We start from the raw sequence: 25,367 nt of genomic DNA, 5'->3' as shown, positions 1-25,367 counted from the left end.
GAAAATGTCCTATGAAAATGAAATTATATGCTGGTGTTGTTACCTCCAAAATGGAAGAAAGCAAGGCTTTTTACTCAGAGCTGCTTGACTTTGATGTAACCTTTGAAAACGACTTTTACCTGCTCATGCATACGCCAAACAAGCAGGCGGAAATTAGCTTTCTGTTGCCTGATCATCCTTCACAGCAGCCGCTCTTCCAGGATGCTTTTCAGGGACAGGGGATGTTTCTTACCATTGAAGTTGAGGATGTAGATCAAAAATTTAAGGAGCTGAAAGGGAAGGGAGCTGATATTAAAATAGCGTTGCGCGATGAGCTGTGGGGCGACCGCCATTTTGCCATTGAAGATCCCAATGGTGTGGGTATTGATATCGTAGAATACCATCAGCCATGACGTATAAACGTCCGACAGAATATTTTGACGAAGAGCTCGCTGGGTTACTCGGTAAAAAAATAAAATCAGTCTATGAGGATTTGACTATATATCTTTTGTTCAGCAAGTGGCTATTGGTTGTAACGGCAAAAGCCTAAAAGAGCGCGTTGAATTGATTGCGGATCAACTCTACTGGTATCTTCCTGATGATTACCAAGAATCCGTAGCGCTGTTGATTCAAATATTGGGTCCCGAAAACGAAGAGGAAACGGGCATGTTCTCCCGCTTTTATTGGGTCATGCCCATCGCCAAATATATAGAAAAGTATGGTTTGAGCCACTTTTCTACTTCAATGGAGGCCATAGGAGAGATAACGAAACGAAATACCGGGGAATATGCCATTCGACCTTTTATCCGAGCATATCCTGATCAGACGCTACGGCAGATGAAGATATGGGCAACATCCGAAAATTTTCATCTGCGTCGACTTGCTTTGGAAGGGCTTCGTCCCAAATTGCCCTGGGCGACTAAACTGGAATTGTTTATCAACCAGCCGGAACCGGTATTTGATATTCTGGAGTTCCTAAAAGAAGACACGGTTCTTTTTGTTAAAAAATCGGTTGCCAATCATATTGCCGATTATTTAAAAGTCAATCCTACTGCGGTGGAGGGATTTATCTCCGATTGGAGAAGCTCGGAGAACGAGCATACCCAATGGATTCTTAAATATGCAATGAGGAACCCAAAAAAGGTCTAAGTTTTAAAAAAGATATTTGCGTAACTGATCGGTTACACTTAAATTAGTAACCAAACAGTTACATAAATTGATAAACTTGGTACTTATATGCAACGAGATGTATTTCAGGCGATTGCCGATCCGACCAGGAGGGAGATCATTGATCTGTTGGCCGATCAGTCGCTGCCGGTTAAAGAGGTAGCCAGCAACTTTGAAATGTCCCGGCCGGCCGTTTCCAAACATCTGAAAATTTTGGATGAGTGCGGATTGGTTGTGATTCGACAAAAAGGTCGAAAGCGATTGTATCGGTCCGATCCCCGGAAGCTGCAAGAGGTAGCGGAATGGGCGGCGCGCTATCGGAGATTCTGGTCTCAGAAACTGGATGCATTGGAAGCCTTATTGCAAGAAGAAAATGAAAAATAGGTTCAAATAGATCATGTCTTCACAAGCTCAACTTAATGCGAAATCAGGAATGCTCATTCGGCGGTCCACGGGCGAAGTGTTTGAAGCCTTGGTTAATCCTGATGTGACAACCCAATTTTGGTTTACCAAGAGCAGTGGTCGGCTGGAAGAAGGTAAAACTGTGACATGGACTTGGGGACAGTTTGGCGTTAGCGCAGATATAACGGTAACTAAGATCGAGGATAATAAGCTGATCCAATTTCAATGGCCCTCCGGTGAAGAAGAATCCGCCTATAGAACGGTTAGGTTATCATTTGAATCGAAAGCAGGGGGAACTACCTTTGTACAGGTTATTGAAAGTGAGTTTGACAAAAATGATGAACAGCTGATCAATAAGATTGCGGGTCAAACTGAAGGCTGGGCTTTAGTACTCTCGGCCATGAAAGCATGGCTGGAATATGGGATTAATTTGAACCTGATAAGCGATCACAAACCAAATATATAGATAGCTACCAGAGAAGGAAGGATAAACCTATGCGGGGCAAATTATCAGTTTTTTATCAACAAAAGCTTAATACAAAAATAACTACCATGAAAATACAGCTCACCAGCGTGCACGTAGACGATTCGATTAAAGCCTTTGAATTCTATACAGAAATACTGGGCTTTGAGGAGCAGATGTACATGCCTGATGCATATGTGGCCATTGTAGTTTCGCCTGAAGATCCGGAAGGAACGGCCCTGCTTTTAGAGCCCAGCGATAATCCTATCGCAAAAAACTATAAAGAAGGATTATACGAGCAAGGTATTCCGGCTATAGTTTTCGGTGTGGAAGATATACAAAAAGAGTTTGAACGTCTCCAAAAAGCCGGGGTGGAGTTCAGGAAGGAGCCTACGCAGACAGATTGGGGATATGAGGCAATTCTTGATGATACCTGTGGCAATTACATTCAGTTGGTGCAAATTTAAAAAAAGTACAAACTATGGCAGATATTGAAATTACTAACTATTTGAATGTGTCTCCCCGAGTGGTGCATCAGGCTCTTACAAGCAAGAAAGGGCTCTCTGAAACGTGGACACGGCAATGTAATGTTGCGAATGAAAAGGGATCCATCAATGTGTTTGAATTTGGAGATGAGAGTCCAACTAAATTCCGGATTGACGAACTTTTAGCCAATAAAGAAATACGCTGGTTTTGCATCGAGTCTGATCCCGAATGGGTTGGAACGACCATAATTTTTGAGCTGGAAGAGAATAACGGCAAGACGTCTGTAACTATTAAACAAAAAAAATGGAAAGAAATAACAGAATTCTACCGCTGGTGTAACTACAACTGGGCATTTTTTCTGTACAGCTTGAAACGGTATTGCGAAGAAGGAAAAGGCATTCCCTTTCAGGAACGCAACTTTTAACACATGAGGAAACCCCATGGATAATTATGGCATCTTTCCAGAACCGGGTATCGTTCAGTTTGAACGGCTTCTACCCGGGCCGATTGAGCGGGTGTGGGCCTATTTGATAGAATCCGATAAGAAGGCAAAGTGGCTGGCCGCCGGCGTGGTGGAGCCCCGTGTAGGCGGAAGAGTAGAATTTAAATTCAAGCACAGCGATTTATCTGAAACCGACGAACCCATACCGGAAAAATATAAGCATATGGAAGGTGGAACTTATTTCGAAGGGCGCGTTACCGAATGGGATCCACCCCGCCTGCTTAGTTACACCTGGGGAGAAGGTACGGGCGAAGAATCTGAAGTTACCTTTGAACTGACGCCTGAAGGAGAGAAGGTTCGGCTTGTATTAACACATCGTCGGCTTGGCGATGATCCCGATATACTCATTAGCGTGGCCAGCGGTTGGCATACGCACATGGATATATTGGTTGATCGCCTTAATGGCCGAACTCCCCGGGGATTCTGGTCGGTTCATAACCGAATGGAGCAAGAATATAGAGGAAAAATATAAAAAACCTGGCAGTTGGGATTTTTGAAGTTTGACTTGTTATGCAAGCTTATCCGAAACTAACTTGTATTTGGGATCTTCCCAATAGTTCACATCAATAATTGCAGAAGCATTATCGAGCATATTTCTGCAATCGGAGCTGAGGTGCTTTAGATGAACTTTCTTGCCCACCTTGGCATAACGTTCAGTAACTTTATTTAATGCTTCAATTGCTGAATGATCAACCACGCGCGACTCCTCAAAATCAATAATAATTTCATCAGGATCTTCCTCTATCTTAAACTTTTCCTGGAATAAACCAACAGATCCAAAAAATAACGGGCCGTAGATCTCGTAGTGCTTGATTCCGTCTTCGTCTATTCTCTTACGGGCTCGAATACGCAGAGCATTCTCCCAGGCAAATTTCAAGGCCGAAATAACAACTCCGATTAGCACTGCTATAGCAAGATTGTGAAAAATTACCGTAACTAATGCCACCGTTATCATTACAATGAAGTCGGTATGAGGGACATTCTTAAACATCCGCAGGCTAGCCCATTCGAAGGTTCCGATAGCTACCATAAACATAAGTCCGACTAATGCAGCCATTGGCACCTGTTCAATAAGTGATGAACCCATCAGTATAAAAAGTAGCAACATAACTGCAGCCACGATGCCTGATATACGATTCCGGCCGCCCGAACTGACATTTATAATACTTTGACCAATCATTGCACAACCCCCCATTCCACCGAAAAATCCGCAGACGGTGTTGGCAATGCCCTGGGCTACGCTTTCTTTATTTCCACGTCCTCTTGTTTCTGTCATCTCATCCACTACGGCCAGAGTAAGTAAGCTTTCAATTAAACCTACCAGCGCCATAATGAGTGAGTAGGGAAATACAATCATAAGGGTTTCCAGGTTGAACGGGATATCCGGGATATGGAAAGAGGGAAGTCCGCCTGAAATAGATGCAATATCGCCTACGGTTTTAGTGGAAATACCAAAAGAAATAATGATACCGGATACTACTAAAATTGCAGTAAGTGATGCCGGAACCGCTTTGGTTAACTTAGGCATGTAGTGAATAATGGCCATCGTAAGTAGTACAAATCCCAGCATAATCCACAGTGGCATACCGGTTAACCAATACATAGCACCATCGGCGGCTTCGTATTGAAACTGTTTAAACTGTGCCATAAATATTACTACTGCCAGCCCATTGACAAAGCCATACATGACAGCATGCGGGACAAGACGGATAAATTTACCCAGCCGTAATGCTCCGATTATCATTTGGATGATACCCATTAATACTACAGCGGCAAACAGGTACTCAATACCATGACGAGCCACCAGACTGATGATCACGACGGCGATGGCTCCGGTGGCGCCCGAGATCATACCGGGACGTCCACCCAGAACAGCAGTAATCAGTCCGATAATAAAGGCAGAGTACAGCCCTACCAGGGGACTTACTTCTGCAATAAGCGAAAAAGCAACGGCTTCGGGTACAAGGGCCAGGGATACTGTTAAGCCGGATAGTACTTCGTTCTTAAGATTAAAATCAGTCTTTTTAAGTTGTTCGACAAAAACCATTCGTAGTGTTAAAGTTCAAAGCTATAAGTGAATACCTTGATTTCAGCCTACATTTTGTCTGTAAAACAGAAAATATAGTTCATGAAATATTTTTGTTATCCCGTTAAGTCTTTGGGTAATGGGAGTTTCAAAGCGGGCAAAGGTAGGTATTATTTCAGGCAATGACTATTGAAAATCCAATGTAAGAATTGACTGCAAGCCTTAATGAAAGTTTTTCTATAATTTTCAATAACAATTAGCAACTAAGTTTATAGCAATAAAATATAGTCGTAAACAGAAGTTATCAGTGTCAGTAAGATTGTACAGCGTGTTTCGAAGAGATGCCATCTATGTTAGGATGGGGTTAATGAGCAAATTTTATAGTAAAAAACTGCAAAAGGGATGTCCTCTTCTGTTTTACCTGAGCATAAATTTAATTTCCACTAAAAAAAGTTTTCATGGCCTTAGTAATAAATATGTCCGAGATAAAGAAGTTGGAACCATCAAAATTGTGCAGAACTAAGGATGAGTGTTAATAAATAATAGAGGTATATTTATTAAATACTAGGATTCTGCTATTAAAGTAATGATTAGCATTCTGCTACAGCATTTTTTTTCATACAGATTTTAAAACAAGTTCCGCAAGTATCGGATTTTTTCTATTGTGTATACCTAATATGTTTGTATTAAACATAATAGAGCAAGAACACGATGACAGACTACCAGCGAGTGGCCAAAGCCATCACTTACATTAAAGAACATTCCGTTGAGCAGCCCAATCTGGATGCTATTGCTAAGGCAGTGCATCTCAGTCCATATCATTTTCACCGGATGTTTAAAGAGTGGGCAGGGGTGACTCCTAAAGAATTCCTGCAATATATTAGTTTGAATTATGCCAAAGAACTGTTAAAAAAGAATGAGTCTATCGAAGAAGCTACCTTTCATACCGGGCTTTCGAGTACCAGCAGACTACATGACCTTTTTGTCAATATTGAAGGGATGACACCCGGCGAATATAAAAAGAGAGGTGATAACCTAAATATTCGATATGATTTCAGTAAAAGTCCATTTGGTAAAATGTTGATAGCCTCTACCGGTAAAGGTATTTGTAATTTGAGTTTTATAGAAGACGAAGAGGGAGGAGAGGAAATTATCAGAAAAAGCTGGGCGAATGCCAATGTTACCCAAAGCAAAGATAAGCATATCCAAGATCTGGAAGAGATCTTAGCAAATGACTGGCAGGATTTGGATGAAGTTAAATTGCATATTCGAGGAACTGAATTCCAGCTGAAAGTGTGGGAGGCTCTTTTGAAAATTCCTGTTGGTCAGCTGGTTTCATACTCCGATGTAGCAGAAGCAATTGAGAATCCCAAAGCTTCCCGTGCTGTTGGTACCGCATTGGCTAATAATCCTATTGCGTACCTGATTCCTTGCCATCGGGTAATTCGAAAGGTGGGAGGTATTGGGAAATACCGATGGGGCGATATTCGAAAGCAGGCTATCATAGGATGGGAAGCGTCACAGATTACGGATGTAAAAAATGATTAGGCACACCGAGCTAGGTACCACTGAAAACAAGCGGAAAATAGAAATCCGAAAGTTTGTCAAAAATGGAAACGTTGCATTAGCAGGCAATCGTAAACTTAAAATCTATGGACGATTGATTGCGGGTCCGGCGAGCGTATGAATCCTGAGAACCGGGTCTTTTTTAAAGATGAATAATCGATAGACTATCAGTAATAACTCGGCTCACTTGTAATTTACTTGGTAGTAGGCTACCAGAGTTTTATCGTGGGTAGAAGCGGATATTTAACTCAAGGTTCTCCAGAGATAGATATTCAGATACGACTTCCACCCGGTAAAAGGCTCAAAAAAGTCCTCAATCTCTTTACGGGTGGGTTTGCGTTTAAGATTAAGAAGGGAGAAAACGGCGCTTTGCAATCCGGTATCTCCATAGGTAATGCAGTTCATCTGTTTTAATGATTTCATTAATACATAATTGGCGGTCCATTCTCCTACGCCTCTGATTTTTATCAGGCTTTTTAGCCGTTGTTGTTTGTTTGGAAGGTTCGCTAAGAATGATTTTGATAACTTTTCTTCTGCAAACTGTTGGACTATTCCAATAATATATTCCGCCTTCCTGCGTGAAAACTGCATCTCTCGGAGTTCATCTATCGTTATCTGGGCTAGAATCTTCGGCTTTGGGAAGAAGTGGTGCCGCTGTAATTTATAGGTGATGGAGGTTCCGTATCTCTCTACCAGTCGACGTTTCAACCGGTAGGCAAATGTCAGGTTAATCTGTTGACCGATTACACACCAGCAAAGGGCCTCAAAAAGGTCTGGTATCCCCATCATCGGAGTCCATAGTACTGGTTCTGCATAAAGGAGAGCGATTCCCGGTCGTCGAGGAGGTGATAAAAAGGATTTAGATTGCGTTTTAGATCGAACCATTTGCGGACATAGGTTGTCGCTTGCTTGAGTGTCTGTTCCGAAACTACATTTGGAAATAAGGGTTGTACAATTAAAAATGCTGGCTCCTCAGTTACTTTCAGGAGAATATTTTGCCCTTCAATACATAAGGGCTTAAGGAGATGATCACTTTCAATGGAATAGAGGCAGTCGTCATAACCGCGATCCAGGAAATGGAGACATTCGGCAAACGAAAAGATATCGGGCTTTGGGATGTATATTCTGTTTTGGGCTTGAGCCTAAGATCGGGAATCCATAAATACTACTTTAATTTAAATGTCCCCGAATTCTCTTTAGGAGTTGATTGGATTATATGGTAGATCGGAGAATAGGACCGATAATAGGAATGGGGTATATAATTTTTATATAGAAATAAACCTGGCAAGTAGGTACTTAATGCGATAGAAGTGTAATAAAGAATGAACCAGAAACTTGTTTTAGGTAAAAATAAATGAATTTGAAAACTCCCAAACTAATTATCCTATTCTTAATAGGAGGATTGCTTTTCCAGGCCTGTTCAATATTTGGCTCAAATTCCTCGGAAGATGTTCTTTTTGACCAGACGGGTACATTATCATGGAATGGTCCTCCCGCTGCAGATGGTGCAGGTATTTTATTTGAGACGAAAAGTAAAACCTATGGCGCTCCCGGGAACAGGGAAGATTATAATGATTACTTTCCTGAAAATAAGAATCAGGTTCAGGTTATTGCAGATATTAAGCTTACCGGAGAGACTACAACCAGGGGGTGGGGTTCCGAATATCCGGAGATTACGTTTTTAGAGATAAAAATAGGTAAGTAGTACGTCAGATATTCGTTTTATATTACCAATTGAGAATTCTACCATCCGTAATAAGTCTTTTATCAATATTTGAAGAATGATGGGGATTTGGCATATCAAATATAAAGAATTCTTTTGTATTCTGACTCCGGAACTCTAAGTTTAACTACCGATACACTTTTTTATAATTATCTAAGAATAAGAGCTCTAAATCGGGAAGCTATTTTTAACATAATAAAAATAAGAGCATACTTGTTATGGGATCTGATAACAAGACCTCATTCCATCAAACGGTAGCAAACCGTCTTTTTAAATCACGTATCATTATCATTAATGGGGAGATAACTCAAGAGTTAGTAGGTAATGTTGCGGGACAACTTTTAGCTCTTTCCTCGGAATCCAACGAACCAATTACCTTGTTTATTCACTCACAGGGCGGCCATGTCGACTCTGGTCACGCTATTTACGATGCTATACGGTTCATAGATGCACGTGTCCGTATGGTAGGTAATGGCTGGGTAGCAAGTGCAGGCGCGTTAATCTATGTTTCAGTGCCCAAGGAAGATCGATATTGTCTGCCCAATACGCGTTTCCTTTTACATCAACCCAGCGGGGGAGCAAAGGGAAGTGGTAGTGATATTGCTATAGAGGCAGAAGAAATTGTAAAAATGAGGGAGCGATTGAACAAGATTATTGCTGAAGCTACAGGTAAACCGATCGAAAAAGTAGCGGAAGATACACAACGTAATTTTTGGCTCACTGCCGAAGAAGCAAAGGAATATGGGCTAGTGGGTTCAATTGTTGAACAGGTTTCTGAAGTAGATTGATCGCTTTAGCTTTTGGGATGCCTGGCTTCTGCGTATTCTGTAAGCGTTCTCCCCACTATGGACTTGGAATTTTTCACAAAATGAGCTTGGTCGAAATATTCCAGATAGTGTAGTCAGTTTGAGGTTACAAAACTTGGGCAAAGTTAGATTTACACCCTCATCTGGAGCACTACTTCATAGTATATTATACCGCAAATAACTTCCCTATCTCAGAAATACTCCTTTGATAAAAAAATCTCTAAGTATTTTGGGAGCTTTTATACAGCAACTGCTTCTTTGTTATACTTATCCCGGTATTCAATAGGAGTGAGTCCGGTTATTCTTTTAAACAAATTGCGGAAAGACTTAGTATCTGAGTAACCGACATCATACATAACTTCTGAAATATTCTTACGGGTAGTTTCTAAGTCTTTTTTTGCGGCTTCCACTTTTACGCGCTGCTTATATTCGGTCACCGTATTATGAGTTGCCTTTTTAAATCGTCGTTCAAGGGTCCGTCGACTCATAGCTAATTCCTCGGCCAGCTGGTTGACCTTGATATCATCCTCATAGTGACTTTCGATATACTTTTGTGCCTGTATAATCTTTTCATCTTCATGATCTTTTTGGCCCTCAAATATGATAAATGCGGACTGACTGTCACGGTCAATATCAAGTGAGAATGCTTTGGAAGCCAAGATAGCCGCTTCACGTCCGGCATATTTTTCTATAATATGCAGCAACAGATTTGTAAAAGCATAGGCGCCTCCACTGGTATAAATGCCGTCTTCTTCGGTCATAATCTTCTCATCTACAACATCAACCTCAGGATACATTTTTCTGAAGTTGTCAGCATGCATCCAGTGTGTAGCGCATTGTTTACCGTTCAGCAGACCTGTAGCCGCTAGAAAAAAAGCTCCGACACATAAGCTGGCTACTTCCGCGCCCGCTTTATATTGATCTACAATCCAGGGGATAAAGTCTTTGTTTTCTTCAATTCCTTGACGTGGGTCGTCGTGTATTGCAGGAATAATGATCAGATCTGTTTTATCGACATCCCCAACCAGGCAGTCCGCATTCACGGCAAAGAGTCCTGTTGACTGCCTTATTTCTTTTTCAAGCCCCACAAGATGAATATCAAAAACCGGATTTTTTCCCTTTTCGGCGAGTATTCCATTGACTTGGTTAAAAATTTGATGGGTTCCGCCAATATTGACCACACTGGTATGTCCGCGCGGTATGAGTATGGATATATGTTTCATGATAAAGGCAATTAATTAAAAGGTAGCGGCTATTCGTTATTACTGTTTATGCTATCGATAACGAACAACTAACAATTAATGCTACTAAAAGAGTTTGTCGCAATCAACCTGTGAAAATGGCGTAAATACACCACGCAGGGGAGCTGTTTTACAATTATACTTATTTACAGAACAAATAAACTGATAGAGAAAGCAGAAAGGGATTATGAATAACGCCTTATTAACTCAATTTGACCTGCACCAGCGGTTATATAATAACGTGCTGGACGGTTTTACGGATGAAGAAACCAATCAACGGCTTTATGGTGACCAAAAAATAAATCATGTAAAATACTTGGCCGGACATCTGCTGAATTCGCAATACGGACTGGCGATGATTGCTGGCTTAGATCCGCAGTTAAAATGGAACGATCTTTTTGCCGTAATGGGACATTCAGAGGCTAAAGATGATATTGAATATCCTGATATCAAAGAGATCAAATCTGAGTGGAATCAGTTGTATGAACCCACCCGCGACGGATTGAAAGAGTTAACCCCAGAAATACTCAATCAAGTGCCACCGACACCTTTCAATCAAGTAGCAGAAACTGTTGGAGAGCTCTGGGCTTTTATCAATCATCATACATCCTATCATATTGGTCAGATTGGAATTTTGCGGCGAGCTTTTGGAAAGCCGCCCATGAGTTTTGACTAAATCATTAATCAATAAATAAAAAAACAAAACCCGAATATTATGGATACTCAAATTTTTGTAAATCTTCCGGTTAAAAACCTCGAAATATCAAAGACCTTCTATAAGCAGCTTGGTTTTTCTATCAATCCCCAATTCACCGATGAAACTGCAGCTTGTGTGGTGATTTCTGACACTATTTATGTGATGTTACTAACACATGAGAAGGCTAAACAGTTTACATCAAAGAAGATAGCGGATGCCCATGAAACCACGGAAGTGCTCAATGCCTTGAGTACCCAAAGCAAAGAGATGGTTGATGAATTCGTTGATAAAGCCTTGAATAACGGTGGGAAGGAAGCCGGAGAAACCCAGGATCTCGGGTTTATGTACAGCCGAAGCTTTAGTGATCCCGATGGACATATCTGGGAAGTGCTGTGGATGGATATGGAGGCAGTTGAAAATGATCAAGAGTAAAAAATAATTATTAACTGCTAACAACTAATTAGTTATGAAATCTGTAAATCCCTACCTCAACTTTAACGGAAACTGCGAAGAAGCTTTTGAGTTTTATCAATCTATTTTTAGCGGAGAGCTTCAAATAACGCGATTCAAAGACATGGCTGACAATATGGGAGCCACAGGGGAAGACCTGGATAAGATCGCAAATATCGTGCTCCCTCTTACTGGAGGTACTGTATTGATGGGAACGGATGTACTGGACTCAATGGACCAGAAGCTCACAATCGGTAATAATTTTTCCATTACCCTTGAGGTCGACAGTGCTGATGAAGCCGAAGAATTGTTTAATAAGCTTTCAGATGGTGGGAAAATTCAGATACCACTAGTGGAAACTGAGTGGGCCGAAAGGTATGGTGCACTTACCGATAAATTTGGTATCCAGTGGATGGTTAACTATACCGGAGATGTGGATTTTGCCTAGGAGTTCGAAAACTTAAAACCTGGAGATTTTGAGGCTTTCCAGGTTTTAAAAGTCTAATAAATCAACAAAAGAGGTATTATGATGGAAACAGAAATAACATTACCCGAAGTGGTCTCACGGGAAGAGTGGTTGAAAGAACGTAAAAAGCTACTCAAAAGGGAGAAGAAACTCACGCGGGCACGGGATCAGCTAAATGCCGAACGCCGCCGCCTGTCGATGGTAGAGATTAAAAAAGACTACGAGTTTGAAAGTCCGGACGGGAAGAAAACACTATTCGATCTTTTTAAAGACCGTATGCAGCTTATCGTGTATCATTTTATGTTTGATCCGGATTGGGACGAGGGATGCCCAAGCTGTTCGGCCTGGGCGGATCACATTGCAAGAGGGCATCTTAACCACTTGCACGCTCGTTCTACCACATTAGCCTTGGTTTCACGCGCCCCGCTGGATAAAATTACCGCTTTTAAGGAAAGAATGGGCTGGAAGATACCGTGGTATTCTTCGTACGGCAGCGATTTCAATTATGATTTTCATGTAACCCAGGATGAATCCGTCAGACCGATAATCTATAACTATCGCGATAAAGCCACACTGGAACATCTCGGGCAGCATTATCACACTGAAGGTGAACAACCGGGCATAAGTTGTTTTTTGCAGGTAGATGATATCGTTTATCACACCTATTCCACGTATGGACGCGGAGGAGAACAGGTGGGTGGGGCCTATTATTTTCTGGATATGACTGCCCTCGGCCGACAAGAAGAATGGGAAGAGCCCAAAGGGCGTGCCACCGGGCTTGGTGCCCAGGCGGGTAGTGATAAAATTCGTTATCCGGATGAATATGATGAGGACTAAGAAGAGCAAAGCATAATGAGCATACTTGGAATCATTCCACAAGTGTAAAACTATTCCAAGAGCATTAATTCATGTCGCATTTATAAAATTAATTGTAGTTACAAGTACTGATTATAGGGTAAAAACATATCTATATAGTTCAATTTATTAGAGAAACTGTGACATAGGGTTGTCAATACTTGCTGCTATACTCAGGAAAAGCAAATTATTATAAAAAAATGCAACAATCTGTGAAGGGAAATAATATTATTTCGGAGAATCTGAAAGTGCTGGTATTTAGTTCAAACATAAATACACCGATCAAAGTAGAGCAGACAAAGAAAGAACTTATGGAACTAGATAATGTTTACCAGGTGGATATAGATTTGGATGATCGGGATAATGTATTGCGCATTGAATGTCATCCCCATTTCGAAGCAAAGCTGATAGATAAAAAAGTATCAAATCTTGGGTTCCGGAGTGATCGATTAATTTAAGACTACATTTTGTATTCAGATCACCATCTACAAGAATGGTTTGTCGCATTCAACCGGTAAGAATGGCGTATTAACACCACGCACCCTGTTTATTTAGATACTATATTACTATCAGAAATTAAATTAAGGGAACACCTAAGTAAAACATTAAAATCATGAGAAAGCTGGTAGTTTTAACATTTATATCACTTGATGGCGTTATTCAGGCACCCGGAGGAGAAGGAGAAGATCCCTCCGGTGGTTTTGATCTTGAAGGATGGACGGTGCCCTACTTTGATAAATTATTAGGCAATGTCATGAATAAACAGATGAGTAAGCCGTTTGATTTACTTCTTGGCAGAGTTACCTACGAAATATTCGCTTCTTACTGGCCCGAGCATGCTGATGAATGGCCGGGCATCAACGAAGCAACTAAATATGTAGCCTCACACGAACCCATGGAATTCACCTGGGAGAACTCGATTCAATTGGAGGGTAATGTCGTAGAGGAAATAAAAGAGCTAAAAGCAGGGGATGGGCCCGATTTACAGGTATATGGCAGCGGTAACTTTGTACAAACTTTATTGGCAAATGATTTAGTCGATGAACTGTGGTTAAAAATATTTCCTATTACGCTGGGGAAAGGCAAGCAGTTATTTGGCAAGGGGACCATTCCCGCCGCCTTCAAACTAATCGAATCAAAGTCGTCACCAAGCGGTGTAATAATTGCTTCTTACAAAAGAGACGGTGAGATCAAGCTCGGCTCTTTTTCATAATGCAAAATAACTTACTAATAAACCGAATGCTATGATACAAGCAAATCCGTATTTGACATTTGACGGCAACTGCCGCGAAGCCATGACATTCTACCGGGATTGTTTCGGTGGTGAACTAACTTTGCAAACCATTGCTGAAACACCTATTGCTGACCAATGTCCGGCGGGCATGCAAGATCAGATTATGCATTCAAGTCTTGTCAATGGCGACTTTTTGTTAATGGCAACGGATATGACTCAGGCGGATGAATTCATCACAGGGAATGATATGGCGATTTCTCTAAACTTTGATCACGAAGAAGAAATAGACAGGTGCTTTTCCACACTTTCCAGGGAAGGAAACATCATTGATCCTTTAGGAGAAAAATCATGGGGTGCCTTGTTCGGAGTTGTACAAGATAAGTTTGGTAAGGTATGGATGCTAAACTTTGATAAAAAACAATAAAATAATCAAAAGAGAAAGAAACATTATGAAAACAAAGCTGGTCTGGGCAAATTTATCGGTAAAAGATCTTGAACAAACCCACGTGTTCTATACAAAGTTGGGATTTAGGCCCAATGGAGAATTTTCCAAAGAAAATGGGCTGGCCAGTTTTTTAGTCGGGCAGGATGACTTTGTGGTTCACTTTTTTGAGGAGAAAAGATTTAAGTGGAGTATCGATGGTGAAATAGCCGATTTAGACCAAGGTAATGAAGTAATGTTCACCCTTTCGGCTGATAGTAAAGAAGAAGTTGATGAATGGGCGGAAGCAGTTAAAAAGGCGGGCGGTACTGTATTCAGTGAACCCCAGGCAATTATGGAAAAATGGTATGGCTGTGGTTTTGCAGACCTTGACGGCCATAAATGGAATGTATTCTATAATGGAAAGTAAAAATTAATAATGGACACTTCACTAAAAATTAAAAGAAAATAAAAAGATGGAGAGAGATATTATGTCAAACGAAAATAAAGAGCATACTCAAAAAATTATACCACATCTGTGGTTCGATGATAAGGCCGAAGAAGCCGTTAATTTTTATACCTCGCTTTTTGAGGATTCAACAATCGGAAGTGTCTCCCGATACGGAGAAGCCGGAAAGGAATTTCATGGCCAGAAAGCTGGGACCGTAATGACGGTGGATTTTGATCTTGCAGGCTATAAAATGATCGCCCTCAACGGCGGACCACACTTCAGTTTTACCCCGGCCATTTCTTTCTATGTGACCTGTAAAACAGAGGAGGAAGTAGAAAAAATTTGGCAGAAGCTATCTGAAGGCGGCTCTCCAATGATGCCGCTCGATAAATATGAATGGAGTGAAAAATACGGCTGGGTACAGGACCAGTACGGACTCACCTGGCAGATTTCCCTCGGCAATCTGAAAGATGTGCACGGACAAAAAATTGTTCCCTCCCTGATGTTTGTTGATGAAGAAGGTCAGGCCGAGGAAGCGGTAAATCTCTATACTTCACTTTTCGATGATTCGGACATCACCGGAATATTGCGCTATGGTCCGGGTGAAGATCAGCCGGAGGGCAGCGTTATGCACGCCCAGTTTCGCCTGAACGATGGAGAGGTGTTTATGGTCATGGACAGCTCTCCAGAGCATGCTGGTTTTACGTTTAATGAGGCCGTATCGTTGCTTATCCAGTGCGATACTCAGGAAGAAATTGATCACTTTTGGAGTTTGTCAGCCGTACCTGCGGCCGAGCAGTGCGGCTGGCTGAAAGATAAGTTCGGAGTTTTTTGGCAGGTAGCACCAACCCAACTTTTCGAAATGCTGAACGATTCGGATTCCGAAAAAGTAGAACGCGTAACGAATGCTTTTCTGCAGATGAAAAAGTTTGACATCCAAAAGCTGCGGGAAGCGTTTGAAGGAAACAAGTAATCATCAAAAAGGGAGAAATCATGATAACACTGCATTTTTCAAAAACGATCAACGCACCGAAAGAAAAGGTCTGGAGTACGATGCTTGAAGACAAAACCTACCGGCAGTGGACTATGGCTTTTACCGAAGGCTCGCATTTTGAGGGAAGCTGGGAGGAAGGAGAAAAGATTCTTTTCCTTGACGCAAACGGTCAGGGCATGGTATCTACTATCGCGGAGAACCGGCCGCATGAATTTATTTCCATCAAGCATATTGGCATCATACAGGACGGTGTAGAAGATACCGAGAGCGAGGAAGCCCAAAAGTGGGCGCCCGCATTTGAAAATTACATTTTTACTGAGGAAAATGGAAGAACAACGGTAGCCGTCGACATGGACATCGAAGAAGAGCACGAAGAGATGTTCCTAGATATGTGGCCGAAAGCCCTGGAGAAATTGAAGAGATTGGCGGAGGAATAATCCACTAATCTAATGAGGAAAAATAATCCCCCCAACTGGTCTCTATTGATGGTGATGGATATATCGAAGACCTGGATATAAAATTAAGTGGATGTATCTGGAGAAGAGTTGCATCAGCATTTTAATGAGCTGTAGAAAAACCAGAGCTGGAGTTTATGAATAGTCAGGCTTTTCCAGATGGCTTAGTGATGATGGAATATTATTATAAAACTTAAATGAATCCAGATCTGATAGGTTTAATATTTTGGAACAGCTATTCTTAATAAAGAATGTGAACTAATATAGACACCAAATTAAAAATGCTATGAAAACAAAGAATCAGGAATTTTTAGAGGAATTGAACCAAGCCTTTGCCCGCAGCGATACGGATTTTATTGCCGACCATGTTACAGACACTATTCGGTGGCAAATTGTCGGCGATCAAACGATAGAAGGCAAGAAGGCATTTACCAGGGCATTAAAAGAGATGGAGACGGAGAAACCCATGGAGCTAACAATCCACCATATCATAACCCATGGGAAAGAAGCCTCCGTCAACGGTATTATGAAGATACCGGGTGAAGATAAAGCGTTTGCATTTTGTGATGTCTACAAGTTTAGTGGATTCAAGAACCCCCAAATTACAGAGATGTTATCGTATGTAATTGAGACTACAGGATAATTTTTACTTAGTATCGATAAGGTTTGCATCGTACACTTTTACATCCGCCCATAAATCATTGTATTTATCAATAAATTCGAGGTGATCGGGATGATCGGCATAGGTCTTATAATCCTCCATGGTTTCAAACCAAGTATAAATGGCGTAAGCAAAATCGTGATCAGTTACCTCACGCTCTTCGGTTTCGGCGGGAATCCCTAACTCTGCTTTATGAATTGCAGAGATTTCTAGAAGCTCCTCTAATCCTTGTTCAAACTGTTCTTTTTCCTCAGTGGTTACTTCTGAATTTAGGTAAAAATATACGGTATGCTGTAGCATGTTAGTGGACTGGCTTTCAATTTTTTGTTCGTTCGGTTGTTCAGTTGAGTAAGCCGAGAGTATAAGGAGGAGAGGGACCACTAACAAAAAAGGGACGAAAGATTTCATTATAGTATTTTTAGATTAATTTGGATTAGTCCTTAAAGTACCCATAAGATACACCTTGTATGTTATTTTGCAACTCAAAGGTTTTTAGCCTTCGTTATTAGATAATCTTTCCAAACTTTACAGAAAGAAAATGGAAATATAACACCAGTCTTTATTTTACTGTTAAGTTGGATACACAAGAATATTCAAAACAATCAATTAAGTGCGGCTTTATTAGTACTTGCCGCTTTAACGCGATACGTCATTTTGTCCAATAAATATGCCCTTGCATCTGCCGGATGCAAGGGCTATAAGTATGGTACCGCGTACGGGATTCGAACCCGTGCTACCGCCGTGAAAGGGCGGCGTCCTAAACCCCTAGACGAACGCGGCATTAATTGTCGTATCTTAAAACTGTAGAGTGGATAAAACTACTAGCGTAAAATTAGCTCCTAATAGTTTATTTCAAAATTGAGGCGACAGGCGGATTCGAACCGCCGTACGAGGTTTTGCAGACCTCTGCCTAACCACTCGGCCATGTCGCCAATTTTTATCCAGTACGCCCGACAGGAATCGAACCTGTAACCTACGGCTTAGAAGGCCGTTGCTCTATCCAGTTGAGCTACGGGCGCTTAGAAAGAAGCGTCCGAAGCCTGCTGAAATCAAAAACGCTTCGCAAAGCAGTATTTCAAAAAACAATCTTTTGAGAAGATATCGATTTTATGTGTCGGGGAGACAGGATTTGAACCTGCGACCCTTCGCTCCCAAAGCGAATGCGCTACCGGACTGCGCTACTCCCCGAATTTCTTCTCAGAAAGATGTCAAATATAAGAGTCTTGTTAACCCAAATCAATTTCAAATTGAAATGAATTTATTTTCTAGTCTTTGTCCATAATTCCTGTAAAAAACCTATCCCATAGGCTGTTAGTTGTGTAAATACTGCGACTACGCTCAGTATTCCAATATTAAGACTCTTATTTTTATATGAGGCATGGAATAAAATAAGTGCAATGAATGCTAGAAAAGGAACGGAGAGGAGTTTAAAGAGAGATAGATTCCAAAAGGGGAGCGAGAAAAAAAAGATTATCCCAAGGGTAAAGAGTGCAGGTAGAAAATGAATGAATTTTACTTTATTTGGATAAAACCGGCTAATATTGATACGGGCTCGTCCAAAGAAGTGGAGCTGTTTAAAAAACTGTATCATGTTTGACCGTCTTTTATGGTAAACAAAGGCATTCTCAATAAGGGCGGTAGAAAATCCTGACTCTATTATTCGGATACTGAATTCGATATCTTCTCCCATTCGGGTAATCCGGTATCCGCCGGTTTGCTCATATACTTCACAAGAAATGCCCATGTTAAAGCTTCTGGGATGAAAAATACCTACATGTTTTTTATTTCCCCTTGTTCCACCGGTACTTAGAGGAGAAGTCATAGCATAGCTTATCGCTTTTTGAACAGGTGTAAAGTCAGGATGAGCACGATCTGGCCCGCCGTAAGCATCTACCGGATGCTCTAGAAGGAACCGGTTGACAGTCTCAAAATAGTGCGGGGGGATGATACAGTCAGAATCAAAGACCACAAAATAATCCCCCTCCGCCCGTTCGAAGCCATAATTCCGGCTAAAACCTTGTCCCGAGTTTTCCTTGTAATAATACCGGATATTAAGCCGATCTATATATTTATCAACGATATTTTTACAGCTTTTATCGGAACCATCTTCAATAATAAGTGTTTCAAAATTTGTGTAGCTCTGTTTGCAAAGACTTTCCAAGAGCTCATCTACTTCCTGAGGTCGGTTATAAACCGGTATAATAATTGAAAAATACATGCTTATTCTGTTCAAATTCAAAGTAGGCAAAATCTACAAAGAATATGGTAGAAAATGAGATCTATTTTTCTGCATCTGTATTAAATATTTACGTTCTTGAACCTTCTTATTTTTAATTGCTGAGTAATAATATAGTTTTATGAGTCGTATTAGTTTATCGTATTTTTTCATTCTTTTTTTGTTACCTATAGGAGTTTTGGGACAATCACTCCATTTTTCCTCTGCAGGTAAAACCGCTAATAATAGCCCGACTGTTTTTTCATTATCCGGGGATGCTAAAGTTGAAATTCAATCTAGTGCAATAACTTTTTTGGATTCTGGAAAGTCTGTTAGTAGTCATCTTTCTGCAGGATTTTCTCCTGATCGTTCCATAATAAGTTTACTGGACTATACCGGCGAATCAGCAGAGATTACCTTGCTTTCTGCCAACGGAGATACATTGAATAATTATTCTTCTATCTCAATTAAGCCGAATGATCCGTCATTGGCTGTTTACCCTTTCAACTCTGGTAAATTACTATTACGCAGTAATATTATGAATTTTGCCATGCACGATGGTTATGGAAATACAGGCACTACCATAACAAGTGGAAGTAACAGTGAGGAAGGAGAAACTATTTCTGAAGTAAGAAGTAGTGCAGATGGAGCAACTACAATTATCTTCACCCCTAAAATTAAGAGAGGTGAAAAAATTGGTTCGAAAGCAGGTTTACTGGGAATGGATAACCAGCTGAGACGAATTTTTGAACATGAAGAACGGTTTATAAAAGAGTTGGAAGTATCAGAAGATGGCAATTGGGTAACTATTATTACCGGGGCGGAAGGAGCCAATGACCGGGTTTTGGTTATGGATAGATATGGTAATGAGATCGGGTTTTTTTCTCCCGGAGAGCAATTGGAAGGAGCACAACTGTCAAAAGACGCCAGACATATTACAGTTTTTTCCTCCAAGCGGGTTCGTGTGCATAATGTCCTGAGCGGGGAGCGCCTGGGTAGTACAAGTATACAAGATCCGGTCTTTTATGCAGATTTTTTCCCCGAGGATCAAATGATTGTTATTCTAAGCGGCCGTTATTCTGAAACCTCAGGGATCCTGAATAACATAGAACTAAAGGCCGTGGATTTAGCCCGTCGCGATATTGTGAGCAACAGCTTATCGGAAGCATTAGGCTTTTATGAAGATTTTAAAATAGATATTGACAGGCTTTCTGCCAATCAATATAAATTGAAAGGGGCAAATAAGGAATTAACGATTGGTGTAAATTTTTAGGTTGAAAAGTAAACTGGAATATAAACATTCATTCTTAAAATCTATTTTTACCTAAAACAAAAAAGGCCTCCGATCAGGGAGGCCTTTTTATTTGTAAGTTGTTGTTAAATTACGCTTTTGCTTCAGTTGATTCCTTATTCTCTTTCGAATCAGAATTATTATCGGTTTCTTCTTCATTGGCAGATGATGATACCTCATCTTCCTCCGATTCTGACCAACTGAAAGTAAGTCCGTCGCGGGATTTATTCATTTTGATCTTAATATGCGAGCCTTCAGGATGCTCTCCCTCAAGGAGCTCTTCCGCCAGTGGCTCTTCTACATATTTTTGGATAGCACGTTTAAGCGGACGTGCCCCATATTTCTGATCAAATCCCTTGTCACTGAGGAAATCTTTGGCTCCGTCCGTAACCTCAATTTCATAGCCGAGATCACGAATGCGTTCAAAGAGGTCGTCAGAGAGCAAGTCGATAATTTGGAAGATATCTTCTTTCTCGAGTGCACGGAAAGTAATCACATCATCAATACGATTAAGAAACTCAGGATTGAAGACTTTTTTCAAAGCGTCCTGAATAGTTGACTTCATCTTCTCGTAATCCAAACTACTGTCGCCAGGCGTAAATCCGATGCCCTGACCCAGATTTCTGATATCCCGGGCCCCGATGTTGGATGTCATAATGATGATAGTATTACGGAAATCTACTTTCCGTCCTAAGCTATCGGTAAGAATACCATCATCCAATACCTGCAGAAGAATATTGAATACATCCGGATGAGCCTTTTCAATTTCATCAAGAAGCACAACGCTGTACGGTTTTCGGCGTACCTTTTCAGTGAGCATGCCGCCTTCCTCATATCCGACATAACCCGGAGGCGCACCAACCAGGCGAGAGACCGAGAACTTTTCCATATACTCACTCATATCAATTCGTATGAGCGCATCTTCCTTATCAAATAAATACTGAGCAAGTACTTTGGCCATTTCCGTTTTCCCTACGCCAGTGGGGCCGAGGAAGATGAATGAACCGATCGGACGTGTAGGATCTTTAAGACCCGCGCGGGTACGTTTAATCGCTTTTGTAAGCTTAACAACCGCCTCATTCTGTCCGATCACCTGCTTTGAAAGTTCTTCCTTCATCTTCACGAGTTTTTTACTCTCGCTTTGATTTATTTTGCTGACAGGAACGCCACTCATCATGCCTACTACTTTGGCAACGTCTTCTTCCTCAACATCATAAATGATTTCTTCAGCTTGCTTTTCCCACTCATCCTGGGCTTGTTCAAGCTCTTCTGTTAATCGTTTTTCTTTATCACGGAGTCTGGCCGCTTCTTCAAAGCGTTGCTTTTTGACCATTCCGTTTTTCTCTTTACTTGTTTCCTCAATTTCCTCTTCCAGATCAATAATGTGCTGTGGAACGTGAATATTGGATAAGTGTACACGTGCGCCAGCTTCATCAAGCGCATCAATAGCTTTATCCGGTAAAAAGTGATCGGTTACATAGCGATCCGTTAATTTTACACAGGCATCAATAGCTTCTTTTGAGTAAGCAACGCTGTGATGCTGCTCATATTTATCTTTAATCTGGGAAAGAATCTCAATAGTCTCTTCCGGAGTAGTGGGATCGACCATAATTTTTTGGAACCGTCGTTCCAGAGCGCCATCTTTTTCAATGTGTTGGCGATATTCGTTGAGTGTTGTTGCCCCAATCGCCTGAACTTCTCCTCGGGCCAGCGCAGGCTTGAGCATATTGGATGCATCCAGAGAACCGCTCGCGCCTCCGGCTCCTACAATCGTATGAAGTTCGTCAATGAACAGGATGATGTCATCCGTTTTTTCAAGTTCATTCATTACGGCCTTGATGCGTTCCTCGAATTGTCCCCGGTACTTTGTACCAGCAACCAGTGCAGCCAGATCGAGGGCTACCACGCGTTTGTCATATAAAACACGGGAAACCTTACGCTCCATAATGCGTGTTGCCAACCCTTCAGCAATAGCTGTTTTTCCTACACCGGGTTCCCCGATGAGTACTGGATTGTTCTTTTTGCGTCGGCTTAAGACCTGGGCCACGCGTTCAATTTCATCTTCTCGACCGATAATTGGATCGAGTTTACCTTCTTCGGCCATTTGTGTTAAATCGCGACCAAAGTTGTCAAGTACTGGTGTTTTTGATTTTTCCATCTTCTTTTCTCGTGAACTTCCGGATGATTTTGAACCTTTTGATGAAGACGAGAGACTGGCTGAAACCGAACGAGAGTCCTGCCGGTTTCCACTGTCTGGTGACTTACCTGAAATAATAAGGTCCAGCTCTTCTCGAACTGCATCGTACGACACATTAAATTGCTGCAAAATCTGCGCAGCGATATTTTCGTCATCACGCAACAAAGATAACAGCAGGTGTTCAGTGCCAATCGTATCACTTTTGTAGAGCTTCGCTTCCAGATAGGTGATGCGTAAGACCTTTTCTGCCTGTTTCGTGAGCGGAATGTTGCCCACTTTCACAGAGCCTCCGGTTCCACGGACCGTATCTTCTACGGTTTTTTTCAGTTTGAAAAGGTCACAGTTAAGATTTTTTAGAATCTTAACGGCAACACCTTCGCCGAGGCGTACAATTCCTAAGATTAAATGTTCAGTGCCGATATAATCATGCCCCAACCGCAGAGCTTCCTCGCGGCTGAACTGGATGACGTCTCGAACTTTGCTTGAAAAATTACCCTCCATAAAAAACGAACCTTCTTAACTTTTTTGGGTTATCTGTCAATGGCTTTAACGAGTGAGTCGGGAATTTAGTTCATACTCACTATCGAAAGTAGTATTGGCGTTGTGCAAAAGCAAACTAAAACGGAAGGATTTACTGCTCAAACAGTATTTTTTTAATTCTCACTCAATTTTTGCCCAAAAGATAGGTGATAAATTGCAGGAAAGGGGTAGTCGGCCGTTAAAACAGAGGGTCGCCAGTCATTTCGTTTGGCTGTGGAAGTCCCATAAGTTTGAGAAGGGTAGGAGCCACATCTGCTAAAATCCCGTCATTCATCGTTCGTACTTTTTCTTCATTTAAAATTAGTGCGGGAACCATCGCCGTAGTGTGCGCGGTATGGGGATTTCCTTTTTCGTCAATAAGCTTATCTGCATTTCCGTGGTCAGCAATAATGAGTATCTTATATCCATGCTTTGTTGCCGTCTCAACTACTTTTTTTAACTGTCGGTCGATCGTTTCAACTGCTTTGATGGTTGCTTCCATATCGCCGGTATGGCCAACCATATCCGGATTGGCAAAATTTAATACGCAAAGATGATATTTTTCGGTGCTTAGCTGTTTACATAAAGTATCTGCCACTTCTACAGCACTCATTTCCGGCTGAAGATCATAAGTAGCTACTTTGGGACTTGGAATCAGTTTGCGATCTTCACCTTCAAAAGCGATTTCTTCACCACCGTTAAAAAAGTACGTTACATGCGGATACTTTTCGGTCTCGGCAATTCGCAGCTGCTTAAGTTGATGCCTGCTAACGACTTCTCCCAATGTATTGGTAAGCGGCAGGGGAGGATAAGCGACTTCTACATCGAAGGTATCATCATAGGAGGTAAACGTAGCATAGTGTAGGTCGAGATCCTTTTCGACGTCAAACTTGTCAAAATTCTTTTCGGTAAGAGCGCGGGTGATCTGTCGTGCGCGATCGCCCCGTATGTTATAAAAGATAACGACATCCCCTTTTTGGATGCGCGAATCCGGATCCTGGTCGATCAGTTTGGGCGTAACAAATTCATCAGTAACCTCATCATCATAAGATGCCTGAAGAGCCTCTTGAGGGGTGTTATACGTTTCTCCCTCGCCATGGACTAGCAGATCATAGGCTAACTTGGTACGGTCCCAGCGATTATCCCGATCCATAGCGTAGTATCGGCCAACAATAGAGGCGATGGTACCTACGCCAATTTCTTTAGCCTGTTTTTTAAACTCCTCTACGTAGTTTAGGCCTTCGTGCGGATCGGTATCCCTGCCATCAGTAAAAGCATGGACATAGGTATTAGGTACGTCCTCTTTTTTCATTAATCTTAGGAGCGCAAACAGGTGCTCGTTGTGACTATGAACGCCGCCATCCGAAAAGAGCCCCATTATATGGATACGACCATTTTCCTTAGCCTTTTCAACGGCGGTAGTGAGCACCTCATTTTCAAAGAAAGAACCGTCCTCTATAGAAGTGTTGACCCGGGTAAGTTCTTGGGGGACAATACGTCCGGCTCCAATATTTAAATGACCGACCTCTGAGTTGCCAAATTGTCCCTCCGGCAGCCCCACTTTTTCCTCACTGGCTTTCAGCTTAGAATGGGGATTGTCGCGGAATAGAGAGTCAATAAAAGGAGTATCCGCGCGGTCTATTGCACTAACATCGGGATTTTCTGCAAGCCCGTAGCCGTCCAATATGACCAAAAGTGCTTTAGATGTTGAATCGGCCAAAGTAAAGGGGATATTTATTTAGAGGTTATTTACATGCTGTGCCAGCTTGGATTTTTTTCTGGCTGCAAAGTTCTCATGGATCAATCCTTTGGCCGCCATCTTATCTAAATAAGAGGTGGCTTCTTTCACAGCTTCTTTGGCCTCTTCTTTTTCGGTTGTGTCGAGAGCTTTTTTTACCAGCGTCTTTAATTTTGAGCGTTTGGGCTGATTACGTTGCCGGCGTTTTTCGTTTTGTCGTACTCGCTTAACTGCTGATTTATGTTGTGGCATATTTTTTGAGAGTTTCTTATCAGTTCTTCAAATTAATTCGTATTATCTTCTTCGCCATTTCAGAAGGAGGCCAAAGTTAAAATTTCTGGAATCAGAAAACAAGAAATCAT

Annotated in this window: 30 protein-coding genes and 4 tRNA genes; 22 read left to right on the top strand and 12 right to left on the bottom strand. The window is 41.5% G+C overall.

The window, feature by feature from the left end; genetic code table 11:
- The first annotated feature begins 17 nt into the window (after positions 1 to 17).
- From ABEB05_RS06435 to ABEB05_RS06405, 7 genes are all read left to right on the top strand, one after another.
- Complete coding sequence (locus tag ABEB05_RS06435; RefSeq protein ID WP_345694255.1) at positions 18 to 392, top strand: VOC family protein; 375 nt, start codon at positions 18 to 20, stop codon at positions 390 to 392.
- Positions 393 to 498: 106 nt separating this feature from the next.
- Entirely contained in the window at positions 499 to 1,128 is a 630-nt protein-coding gene (locus tag ABEB05_RS06430; RefSeq protein ID WP_265788563.1) for a DNA alkylation repair protein, read from the top strand.
- A gap of 87 nt (positions 1,129 to 1,215) precedes the next feature.
- Positions 1,216 to 1,530, top strand: coding sequence for an ArsR/SmtB family transcription factor (locus ABEB05_RS06425; protein ID WP_265788561.1), 315 nt, complete (start codon positions 1,216 to 1,218; stop codon positions 1,528 to 1,530).
- A 13-nt stretch (positions 1,531 to 1,543) separates the two neighbouring features.
- Positions 1,544 to 2,014, top strand: a complete 471-nt coding sequence (locus ABEB05_RS06420; protein ID WP_265788559.1) for an SRPBCC family protein — start codon at positions 1,544 to 1,546, stop codon at positions 2,012 to 2,014.
- Positions 2,015 to 2,100: 86 nt separating this feature from the next.
- Positions 2,101 to 2,478 (top strand): VOC family protein, encoded by a 378-nt coding sequence (locus tag ABEB05_RS06415; RefSeq protein WP_265788557.1) that lies wholly within the window; start codon positions 2,101 to 2,103, stop codon positions 2,476 to 2,478.
- A 14-nt stretch (positions 2,479 to 2,492) separates the two neighbouring features.
- Complete coding sequence (locus ABEB05_RS06410) at positions 2,493 to 2,921, top strand: SRPBCC family protein (protein WP_265788555.1); 429 nt, start codon at positions 2,493 to 2,495, stop codon at positions 2,919 to 2,921.
- 16 nt (positions 2,922 to 2,937) lie between these two features.
- The gene (locus tag ABEB05_RS06405) at positions 2,938 to 3,471 is read left to right on the top strand and encodes an SRPBCC family protein (protein ID WP_265788553.1); all 534 of its coding nucleotides are present in this window, start codon (positions 2,938 to 2,940) and stop codon (positions 3,469 to 3,471) included.
- A gap of 36 nt (positions 3,472 to 3,507) precedes the next feature.
- On the opposite strand, the gene ABEB05_RS06400 is transcribed toward ABEB05_RS06405, so the two are convergent.
- Entirely contained in the window at positions 3,508 to 5,046 is a 1,539-nt protein-coding gene (locus tag ABEB05_RS06400; RefSeq protein ID WP_265788551.1) for a SulP family inorganic anion transporter, read from the bottom strand.
- 690 nt (positions 5,047 to 5,736) lie between these two features.
- On the opposite strand from ABEB05_RS06400, the gene ABEB05_RS06395 reads away from it, so the two are divergent.
- The gene (locus ABEB05_RS06395; RefSeq protein WP_265788549.1) at positions 5,737 to 6,573 is read left to right on the top strand and encodes a bifunctional transcriptional activator/DNA repair enzyme AdaA; all 837 of its coding nucleotides are present in this window, start codon (positions 5,737 to 5,739) and stop codon (positions 6,571 to 6,573) included.
- A 261-nt stretch (positions 6,574 to 6,834) separates the two neighbouring features.
- Here ABEB05_RS06395 and ABEB05_RS06390 read toward each other — a convergent pair whose 3' ends face one another.
- The gene (locus ABEB05_RS06390; protein WP_265788547.1) at positions 6,835 to 7,476 is read right to left on the bottom strand and encodes a DNA-3-methyladenine glycosylase family protein; all 642 of its coding nucleotides are present in this window, start codon (positions 7,474 to 7,476) and stop codon (positions 6,835 to 6,837) included.
- Between the two features lie 469 nt (positions 7,477 to 7,945).
- Here ABEB05_RS06390 and ABEB05_RS06385 point away from each other — a divergent pair, with 469 nt between their 5' ends.
- Positions 7,946 to 8,296 carry a hypothetical protein gene (locus ABEB05_RS06385; protein WP_265788545.1) on the top strand — a complete coding sequence of 117 codons (351 nt, stop codon included), beginning with the start codon at positions 7,946 to 7,948 and terminating at the stop codon, positions 8,294 to 8,296.
- Positions 8,297 to 8,532: 236 nt separating this feature from the next.
- Complete coding sequence (locus tag ABEB05_RS06380) at positions 8,533 to 9,102, top strand: ATP-dependent Clp protease proteolytic subunit (RefSeq protein ID WP_265788544.1); 570 nt, start codon at positions 8,533 to 8,535, stop codon at positions 9,100 to 9,102.
- 257 nt (positions 9,103 to 9,359) lie between these two features.
- Here ABEB05_RS06380 and ABEB05_RS06375 read toward each other — a convergent pair whose 3' ends face one another.
- Positions 9,360 to 10,343 carry a GlxA family transcriptional regulator gene (locus ABEB05_RS06375; RefSeq protein WP_265788542.1) on the bottom strand — a complete coding sequence of 328 codons (984 nt, stop codon included), beginning with the start codon at positions 10,341 to 10,343 and terminating at the stop codon, positions 9,360 to 9,362.
- Positions 10,344 to 10,548: 205 nt separating this feature from the next.
- Here ABEB05_RS06375 and ABEB05_RS06370 point away from each other — a divergent pair, with 205 nt between their 5' ends.
- The 11 genes from ABEB05_RS06370 to ABEB05_RS06320 all read left to right on the top strand — a co-directional run bounded on the left by ABEB05_RS06370 (position 10,549) and on the right by ABEB05_RS06320 (position 17,027).
- Positions 10,549 to 11,037, top strand: a complete 489-nt coding sequence (locus ABEB05_RS06370) for a DinB family protein (RefSeq protein ID WP_265788540.1) — start codon at positions 10,549 to 10,551, stop codon at positions 11,035 to 11,037.
- A gap of 39 nt (positions 11,038 to 11,076) precedes the next feature.
- The gene (locus ABEB05_RS06365) at positions 11,077 to 11,490 is read left to right on the top strand and encodes a VOC family protein (RefSeq protein WP_265788538.1); all 414 of its coding nucleotides are present in this window, start codon (positions 11,077 to 11,079) and stop codon (positions 11,488 to 11,490) included.
- Between the two features lie 34 nt (positions 11,491 to 11,524).
- Complete coding sequence (locus ABEB05_RS06360; protein WP_265788536.1) at positions 11,525 to 11,956, top strand: VOC family protein; 432 nt, start codon at positions 11,525 to 11,527, stop codon at positions 11,954 to 11,956.
- A gap of 81 nt (positions 11,957 to 12,037) precedes the next feature.
- Entirely contained in the window at positions 12,038 to 12,811 is a 774-nt protein-coding gene (locus ABEB05_RS06355; protein ID WP_425558403.1) for a DUF899 domain-containing protein, read from the top strand.
- Between the two features lie 218 nt (positions 12,812 to 13,029).
- Positions 13,030 to 13,287: a hypothetical protein gene (locus ABEB05_RS06350; protein WP_265788533.1), complete on the top strand. Its 258-nt coding sequence runs from the start codon at positions 13,030 to 13,032 to the stop codon at positions 13,285 to 13,287.
- 155 nt (positions 13,288 to 13,442) lie between these two features.
- Positions 13,443 to 14,042: a dihydrofolate reductase family protein gene (locus tag ABEB05_RS06345; protein WP_265788531.1), complete on the top strand. Its 600-nt coding sequence runs from the start codon at positions 13,443 to 13,445 to the stop codon at positions 14,040 to 14,042.
- Positions 14,043 to 14,073: 31 nt separating this feature from the next.
- On the top strand, positions 14,074 to 14,487 hold the full coding sequence (locus ABEB05_RS06340; protein WP_265788529.1) for a VOC family protein: 414 nt from the start codon (positions 14,074 to 14,076) through the stop codon (positions 14,485 to 14,487).
- 25 nt (positions 14,488 to 14,512) lie between these two features.
- Positions 14,513 to 14,914 (top strand): VOC family protein, encoded by a 402-nt coding sequence (locus ABEB05_RS06335; RefSeq protein WP_265788527.1) that lies wholly within the window; start codon positions 14,513 to 14,515, stop codon positions 14,912 to 14,914.
- 61 nt (positions 14,915 to 14,975) lie between these two features.
- Positions 14,976 to 15,908, top strand: coding sequence for a VOC family protein (locus ABEB05_RS06330; RefSeq protein ID WP_265788526.1), 933 nt, complete (start codon positions 14,976 to 14,978; stop codon positions 15,906 to 15,908).
- Positions 15,909 to 15,928: 20 nt separating this feature from the next.
- The gene (locus ABEB05_RS06325) at positions 15,929 to 16,366 is read left to right on the top strand and encodes an SRPBCC domain-containing protein (RefSeq protein WP_265788524.1); all 438 of its coding nucleotides are present in this window, start codon (positions 15,929 to 15,931) and stop codon (positions 16,364 to 16,366) included.
- 304 nt (positions 16,367 to 16,670) lie between these two features.
- Entirely contained in the window at positions 16,671 to 17,027 is a 357-nt protein-coding gene (locus ABEB05_RS06320) for a nuclear transport factor 2 family protein (RefSeq protein ID WP_265788522.1), read from the top strand.
- Between the two features lie 3 nt (positions 17,028 to 17,030).
- On the opposite strand, the gene ABEB05_RS06315 is transcribed toward ABEB05_RS06320, so the two are convergent.
- From ABEB05_RS06315 to ABEB05_RS06290, 6 genes are all read right to left on the bottom strand, one after another.
- Complete coding sequence (locus tag ABEB05_RS06315) at positions 17,031 to 17,453, bottom strand: Dabb family protein (RefSeq protein ID WP_265788520.1); 423 nt, start codon at positions 17,451 to 17,453, stop codon at positions 17,031 to 17,033.
- A 296-nt stretch (positions 17,454 to 17,749) separates the two neighbouring features.
- A tRNA-Glu gene (locus tag ABEB05_RS06310) sits at positions 17,750 to 17,825 on the bottom strand.
- A gap of 81 nt (positions 17,826 to 17,906) precedes the next feature.
- Positions 17,907 to 17,977: transfer RNA gene (locus ABEB05_RS06305), tRNA-Cys, on the bottom strand.
- A 13-nt stretch (positions 17,978 to 17,990) separates the two neighbouring features.
- Positions 17,991 to 18,064: transfer RNA gene (locus ABEB05_RS06300), tRNA-Arg, on the bottom strand.
- 95 nt (positions 18,065 to 18,159) lie between these two features.
- Positions 18,160 to 18,233 (bottom strand) — tRNA-Pro (locus ABEB05_RS06295).
- Between the two features lie 70 nt (positions 18,234 to 18,303).
- Positions 18,304 to 19,263 carry a glycosyltransferase gene (locus ABEB05_RS06290; protein WP_265788519.1) on the bottom strand — a complete coding sequence of 320 codons (960 nt, stop codon included), beginning with the start codon at positions 19,261 to 19,263 and terminating at the stop codon, positions 18,304 to 18,306.
- A 139-nt stretch (positions 19,264 to 19,402) separates the two neighbouring features.
- On the opposite strand from ABEB05_RS06290, the gene ABEB05_RS06285 reads away from it, so the two are divergent.
- A complete protein-coding gene (locus ABEB05_RS06285; RefSeq protein ID WP_265788517.1) occupies positions 19,403 to 20,533 on the top strand; it encodes a hypothetical protein in 1,131 nt (376 codons plus the stop codon).
- A gap of 109 nt (positions 20,534 to 20,642) precedes the next feature.
- Here the strand turns inward: ABEB05_RS06285 and ABEB05_RS06280 are convergent, their stop codons facing one another.
- The 3 genes from ABEB05_RS06280 to rpsT form a co-directional block, all read right to left on the bottom strand.
- Complete coding sequence (locus tag ABEB05_RS06280; RefSeq protein ID WP_265788515.1) at positions 20,643 to 23,249, bottom strand: ATP-dependent Clp protease ATP-binding subunit; 2,607 nt, start codon at positions 23,247 to 23,249, stop codon at positions 20,643 to 20,645.
- Positions 23,250 to 23,466: 217 nt separating this feature from the next.
- The gene (gene gpmI, locus ABEB05_RS06275; RefSeq protein ID WP_265788513.1) at positions 23,467 to 24,987 is read right to left on the bottom strand and encodes a 2,3-bisphosphoglycerate-independent phosphoglycerate mutase; all 1,521 of its coding nucleotides are present in this window, start codon (positions 24,985 to 24,987) and stop codon (positions 23,467 to 23,469) included.
- A gap of 18 nt (positions 24,988 to 25,005) precedes the next feature.
- Positions 25,006 to 25,257 (bottom strand): 30S ribosomal protein S20, encoded by a 252-nt coding sequence (gene rpsT / locus ABEB05_RS06270; protein ID WP_265788511.1) that lies wholly within the window; start codon positions 25,255 to 25,257, stop codon positions 25,006 to 25,008.
- Between the last annotated feature and the right edge of the window lie 110 nt (positions 25,258 to 25,367).

This window comes from Fodinibius salicampi, assembly GCF_039545095.1.
Taxonomy (GTDB): Bacteria; Bacteroidota; Rhodothermia; order Balneolales; family Balneolaceae; genus Fodinibius; species Fodinibius salicampi.
The sequence above is the reverse complement of the archived record's forward strand: the minus strand, read 5'-3'. Positions and strand labels throughout refer to the sequence as shown.

Excerpts from the sequence above, each read along its gene's own strand:
- ABEB05_RS06435 (WP_345694255.1), top strand. The coding sequence starts at position 18 with ATGAAATTATATGCTGGTGTTGTTACCTCCAAAATGGAAGAAAGCAAG.
- ABEB05_RS06425 (WP_265788561.1), top strand. The coding sequence starts at position 1,216 with ATGCAACGAGATGTATTTCAGGCGATTGCCGATCCGACCAGGAGGGAG.
- ABEB05_RS06420 (WP_265788559.1), top strand. The coding sequence starts at position 1,544 with ATGTCTTCACAAGCTCAACTTAATGCGAAATCAGGAATGCTCATTCGG.
- ABEB05_RS06415 (WP_265788557.1), top strand. The coding sequence starts at position 2,101 with ATGAAAATACAGCTCACCAGCGTGCACGTAGACGATTCGATTAAAGCC.
- ABEB05_RS06410 (WP_265788555.1), top strand. The coding sequence starts at position 2,493 with ATGGCAGATATTGAAATTACTAACTATTTGAATGTGTCTCCCCGAGTG.
- ABEB05_RS06405 (WP_265788553.1), top strand. The coding sequence starts at position 2,938 with ATGGATAATTATGGCATCTTTCCAGAACCGGGTATCGTTCAGTTTGAA.
- ABEB05_RS06400 (WP_265788551.1), bottom strand. The coding sequence starts at position 5,046 with ATGGTTTTTGTCGAACAACTTAAAAAGACTGATTTTAATCTTAAGAAC.
- ABEB05_RS06395 (WP_265788549.1), top strand. The coding sequence starts at position 5,737 with ATGACAGACTACCAGCGAGTGGCCAAAGCCATCACTTACATTAAAGAA.
- ABEB05_RS06390 (WP_265788547.1), bottom strand. The coding sequence starts at position 7,476 with ATGGTTCGATCTAAAACGCAATCTAAATCCTTTTTATCACCTCCTCGA.
- ABEB05_RS06385 (WP_265788545.1), top strand. The coding sequence starts at position 7,946 with ATGAATTTGAAAACTCCCAAACTAATTATCCTATTCTTAATAGGAGGA.
- ABEB05_RS06380 (WP_265788544.1), top strand. The coding sequence starts at position 8,533 with ATGGGATCTGATAACAAGACCTCATTCCATCAAACGGTAGCAAACCGT.
- ABEB05_RS06375 (WP_265788542.1), bottom strand. The coding sequence starts at position 10,343 with ATGAAACATATATCCATACTCATACCGCGCGGACATACCAGTGTGGTC.
- ABEB05_RS06370 (WP_265788540.1), top strand. The coding sequence starts at position 10,549 with ATGAATAACGCCTTATTAACTCAATTTGACCTGCACCAGCGGTTATAT.
- ABEB05_RS06365 (WP_265788538.1), top strand. The coding sequence starts at position 11,077 with ATGGATACTCAAATTTTTGTAAATCTTCCGGTTAAAAACCTCGAAATA.
- ABEB05_RS06360 (WP_265788536.1), top strand. The coding sequence starts at position 11,525 with ATGAAATCTGTAAATCCCTACCTCAACTTTAACGGAAACTGCGAAGAA.
- ABEB05_RS06355 (WP_425558403.1), top strand. The coding sequence starts at position 12,038 with ATGGAAACAGAAATAACATTACCCGAAGTGGTCTCACGGGAAGAGTGG.
- ABEB05_RS06350 (WP_265788533.1), top strand. The coding sequence starts at position 13,030 with ATGCAACAATCTGTGAAGGGAAATAATATTATTTCGGAGAATCTGAAA.
- ABEB05_RS06345 (WP_265788531.1), top strand. The coding sequence starts at position 13,443 with ATGAGAAAGCTGGTAGTTTTAACATTTATATCACTTGATGGCGTTATT.
- ABEB05_RS06340 (WP_265788529.1), top strand. The coding sequence starts at position 14,074 with ATGATACAAGCAAATCCGTATTTGACATTTGACGGCAACTGCCGCGAA.
- ABEB05_RS06335 (WP_265788527.1), top strand. The coding sequence starts at position 14,513 with ATGAAAACAAAGCTGGTCTGGGCAAATTTATCGGTAAAAGATCTTGAA.
- ABEB05_RS06330 (WP_265788526.1), top strand. The coding sequence starts at position 14,976 with ATGTCAAACGAAAATAAAGAGCATACTCAAAAAATTATACCACATCTG.
- ABEB05_RS06325 (WP_265788524.1), top strand. The coding sequence starts at position 15,929 with ATGATAACACTGCATTTTTCAAAAACGATCAACGCACCGAAAGAAAAG.
- ABEB05_RS06320 (WP_265788522.1), top strand. The coding sequence starts at position 16,671 with ATGAAAACAAAGAATCAGGAATTTTTAGAGGAATTGAACCAAGCCTTT.
- ABEB05_RS06315 (WP_265788520.1), bottom strand. The coding sequence starts at position 17,453 with ATGAAATCTTTCGTCCCTTTTTTGTTAGTGGTCCCTCTCCTCCTTATA.
- ABEB05_RS06290 (WP_265788519.1), bottom strand. The coding sequence starts at position 19,263 with ATGTATTTTTCAATTATTATACCGGTTTATAACCGACCTCAGGAAGTA.
- ABEB05_RS06285 (WP_265788517.1), top strand. The coding sequence starts at position 19,403 with ATGAGTCGTATTAGTTTATCGTATTTTTTCATTCTTTTTTTGTTACCT.
- ABEB05_RS06280 (WP_265788515.1), bottom strand. The coding sequence starts at position 23,249 with ATGGAGGGTAATTTTTCAAGCAAAGTTCGAGACGTCATCCAGTTCAGC.
- rpsT (WP_265788511.1), bottom strand. The coding sequence starts at position 25,257 with ATGCCACAACATAAATCAGCAGTTAAGCGAGTACGACAAAACGAAAAA.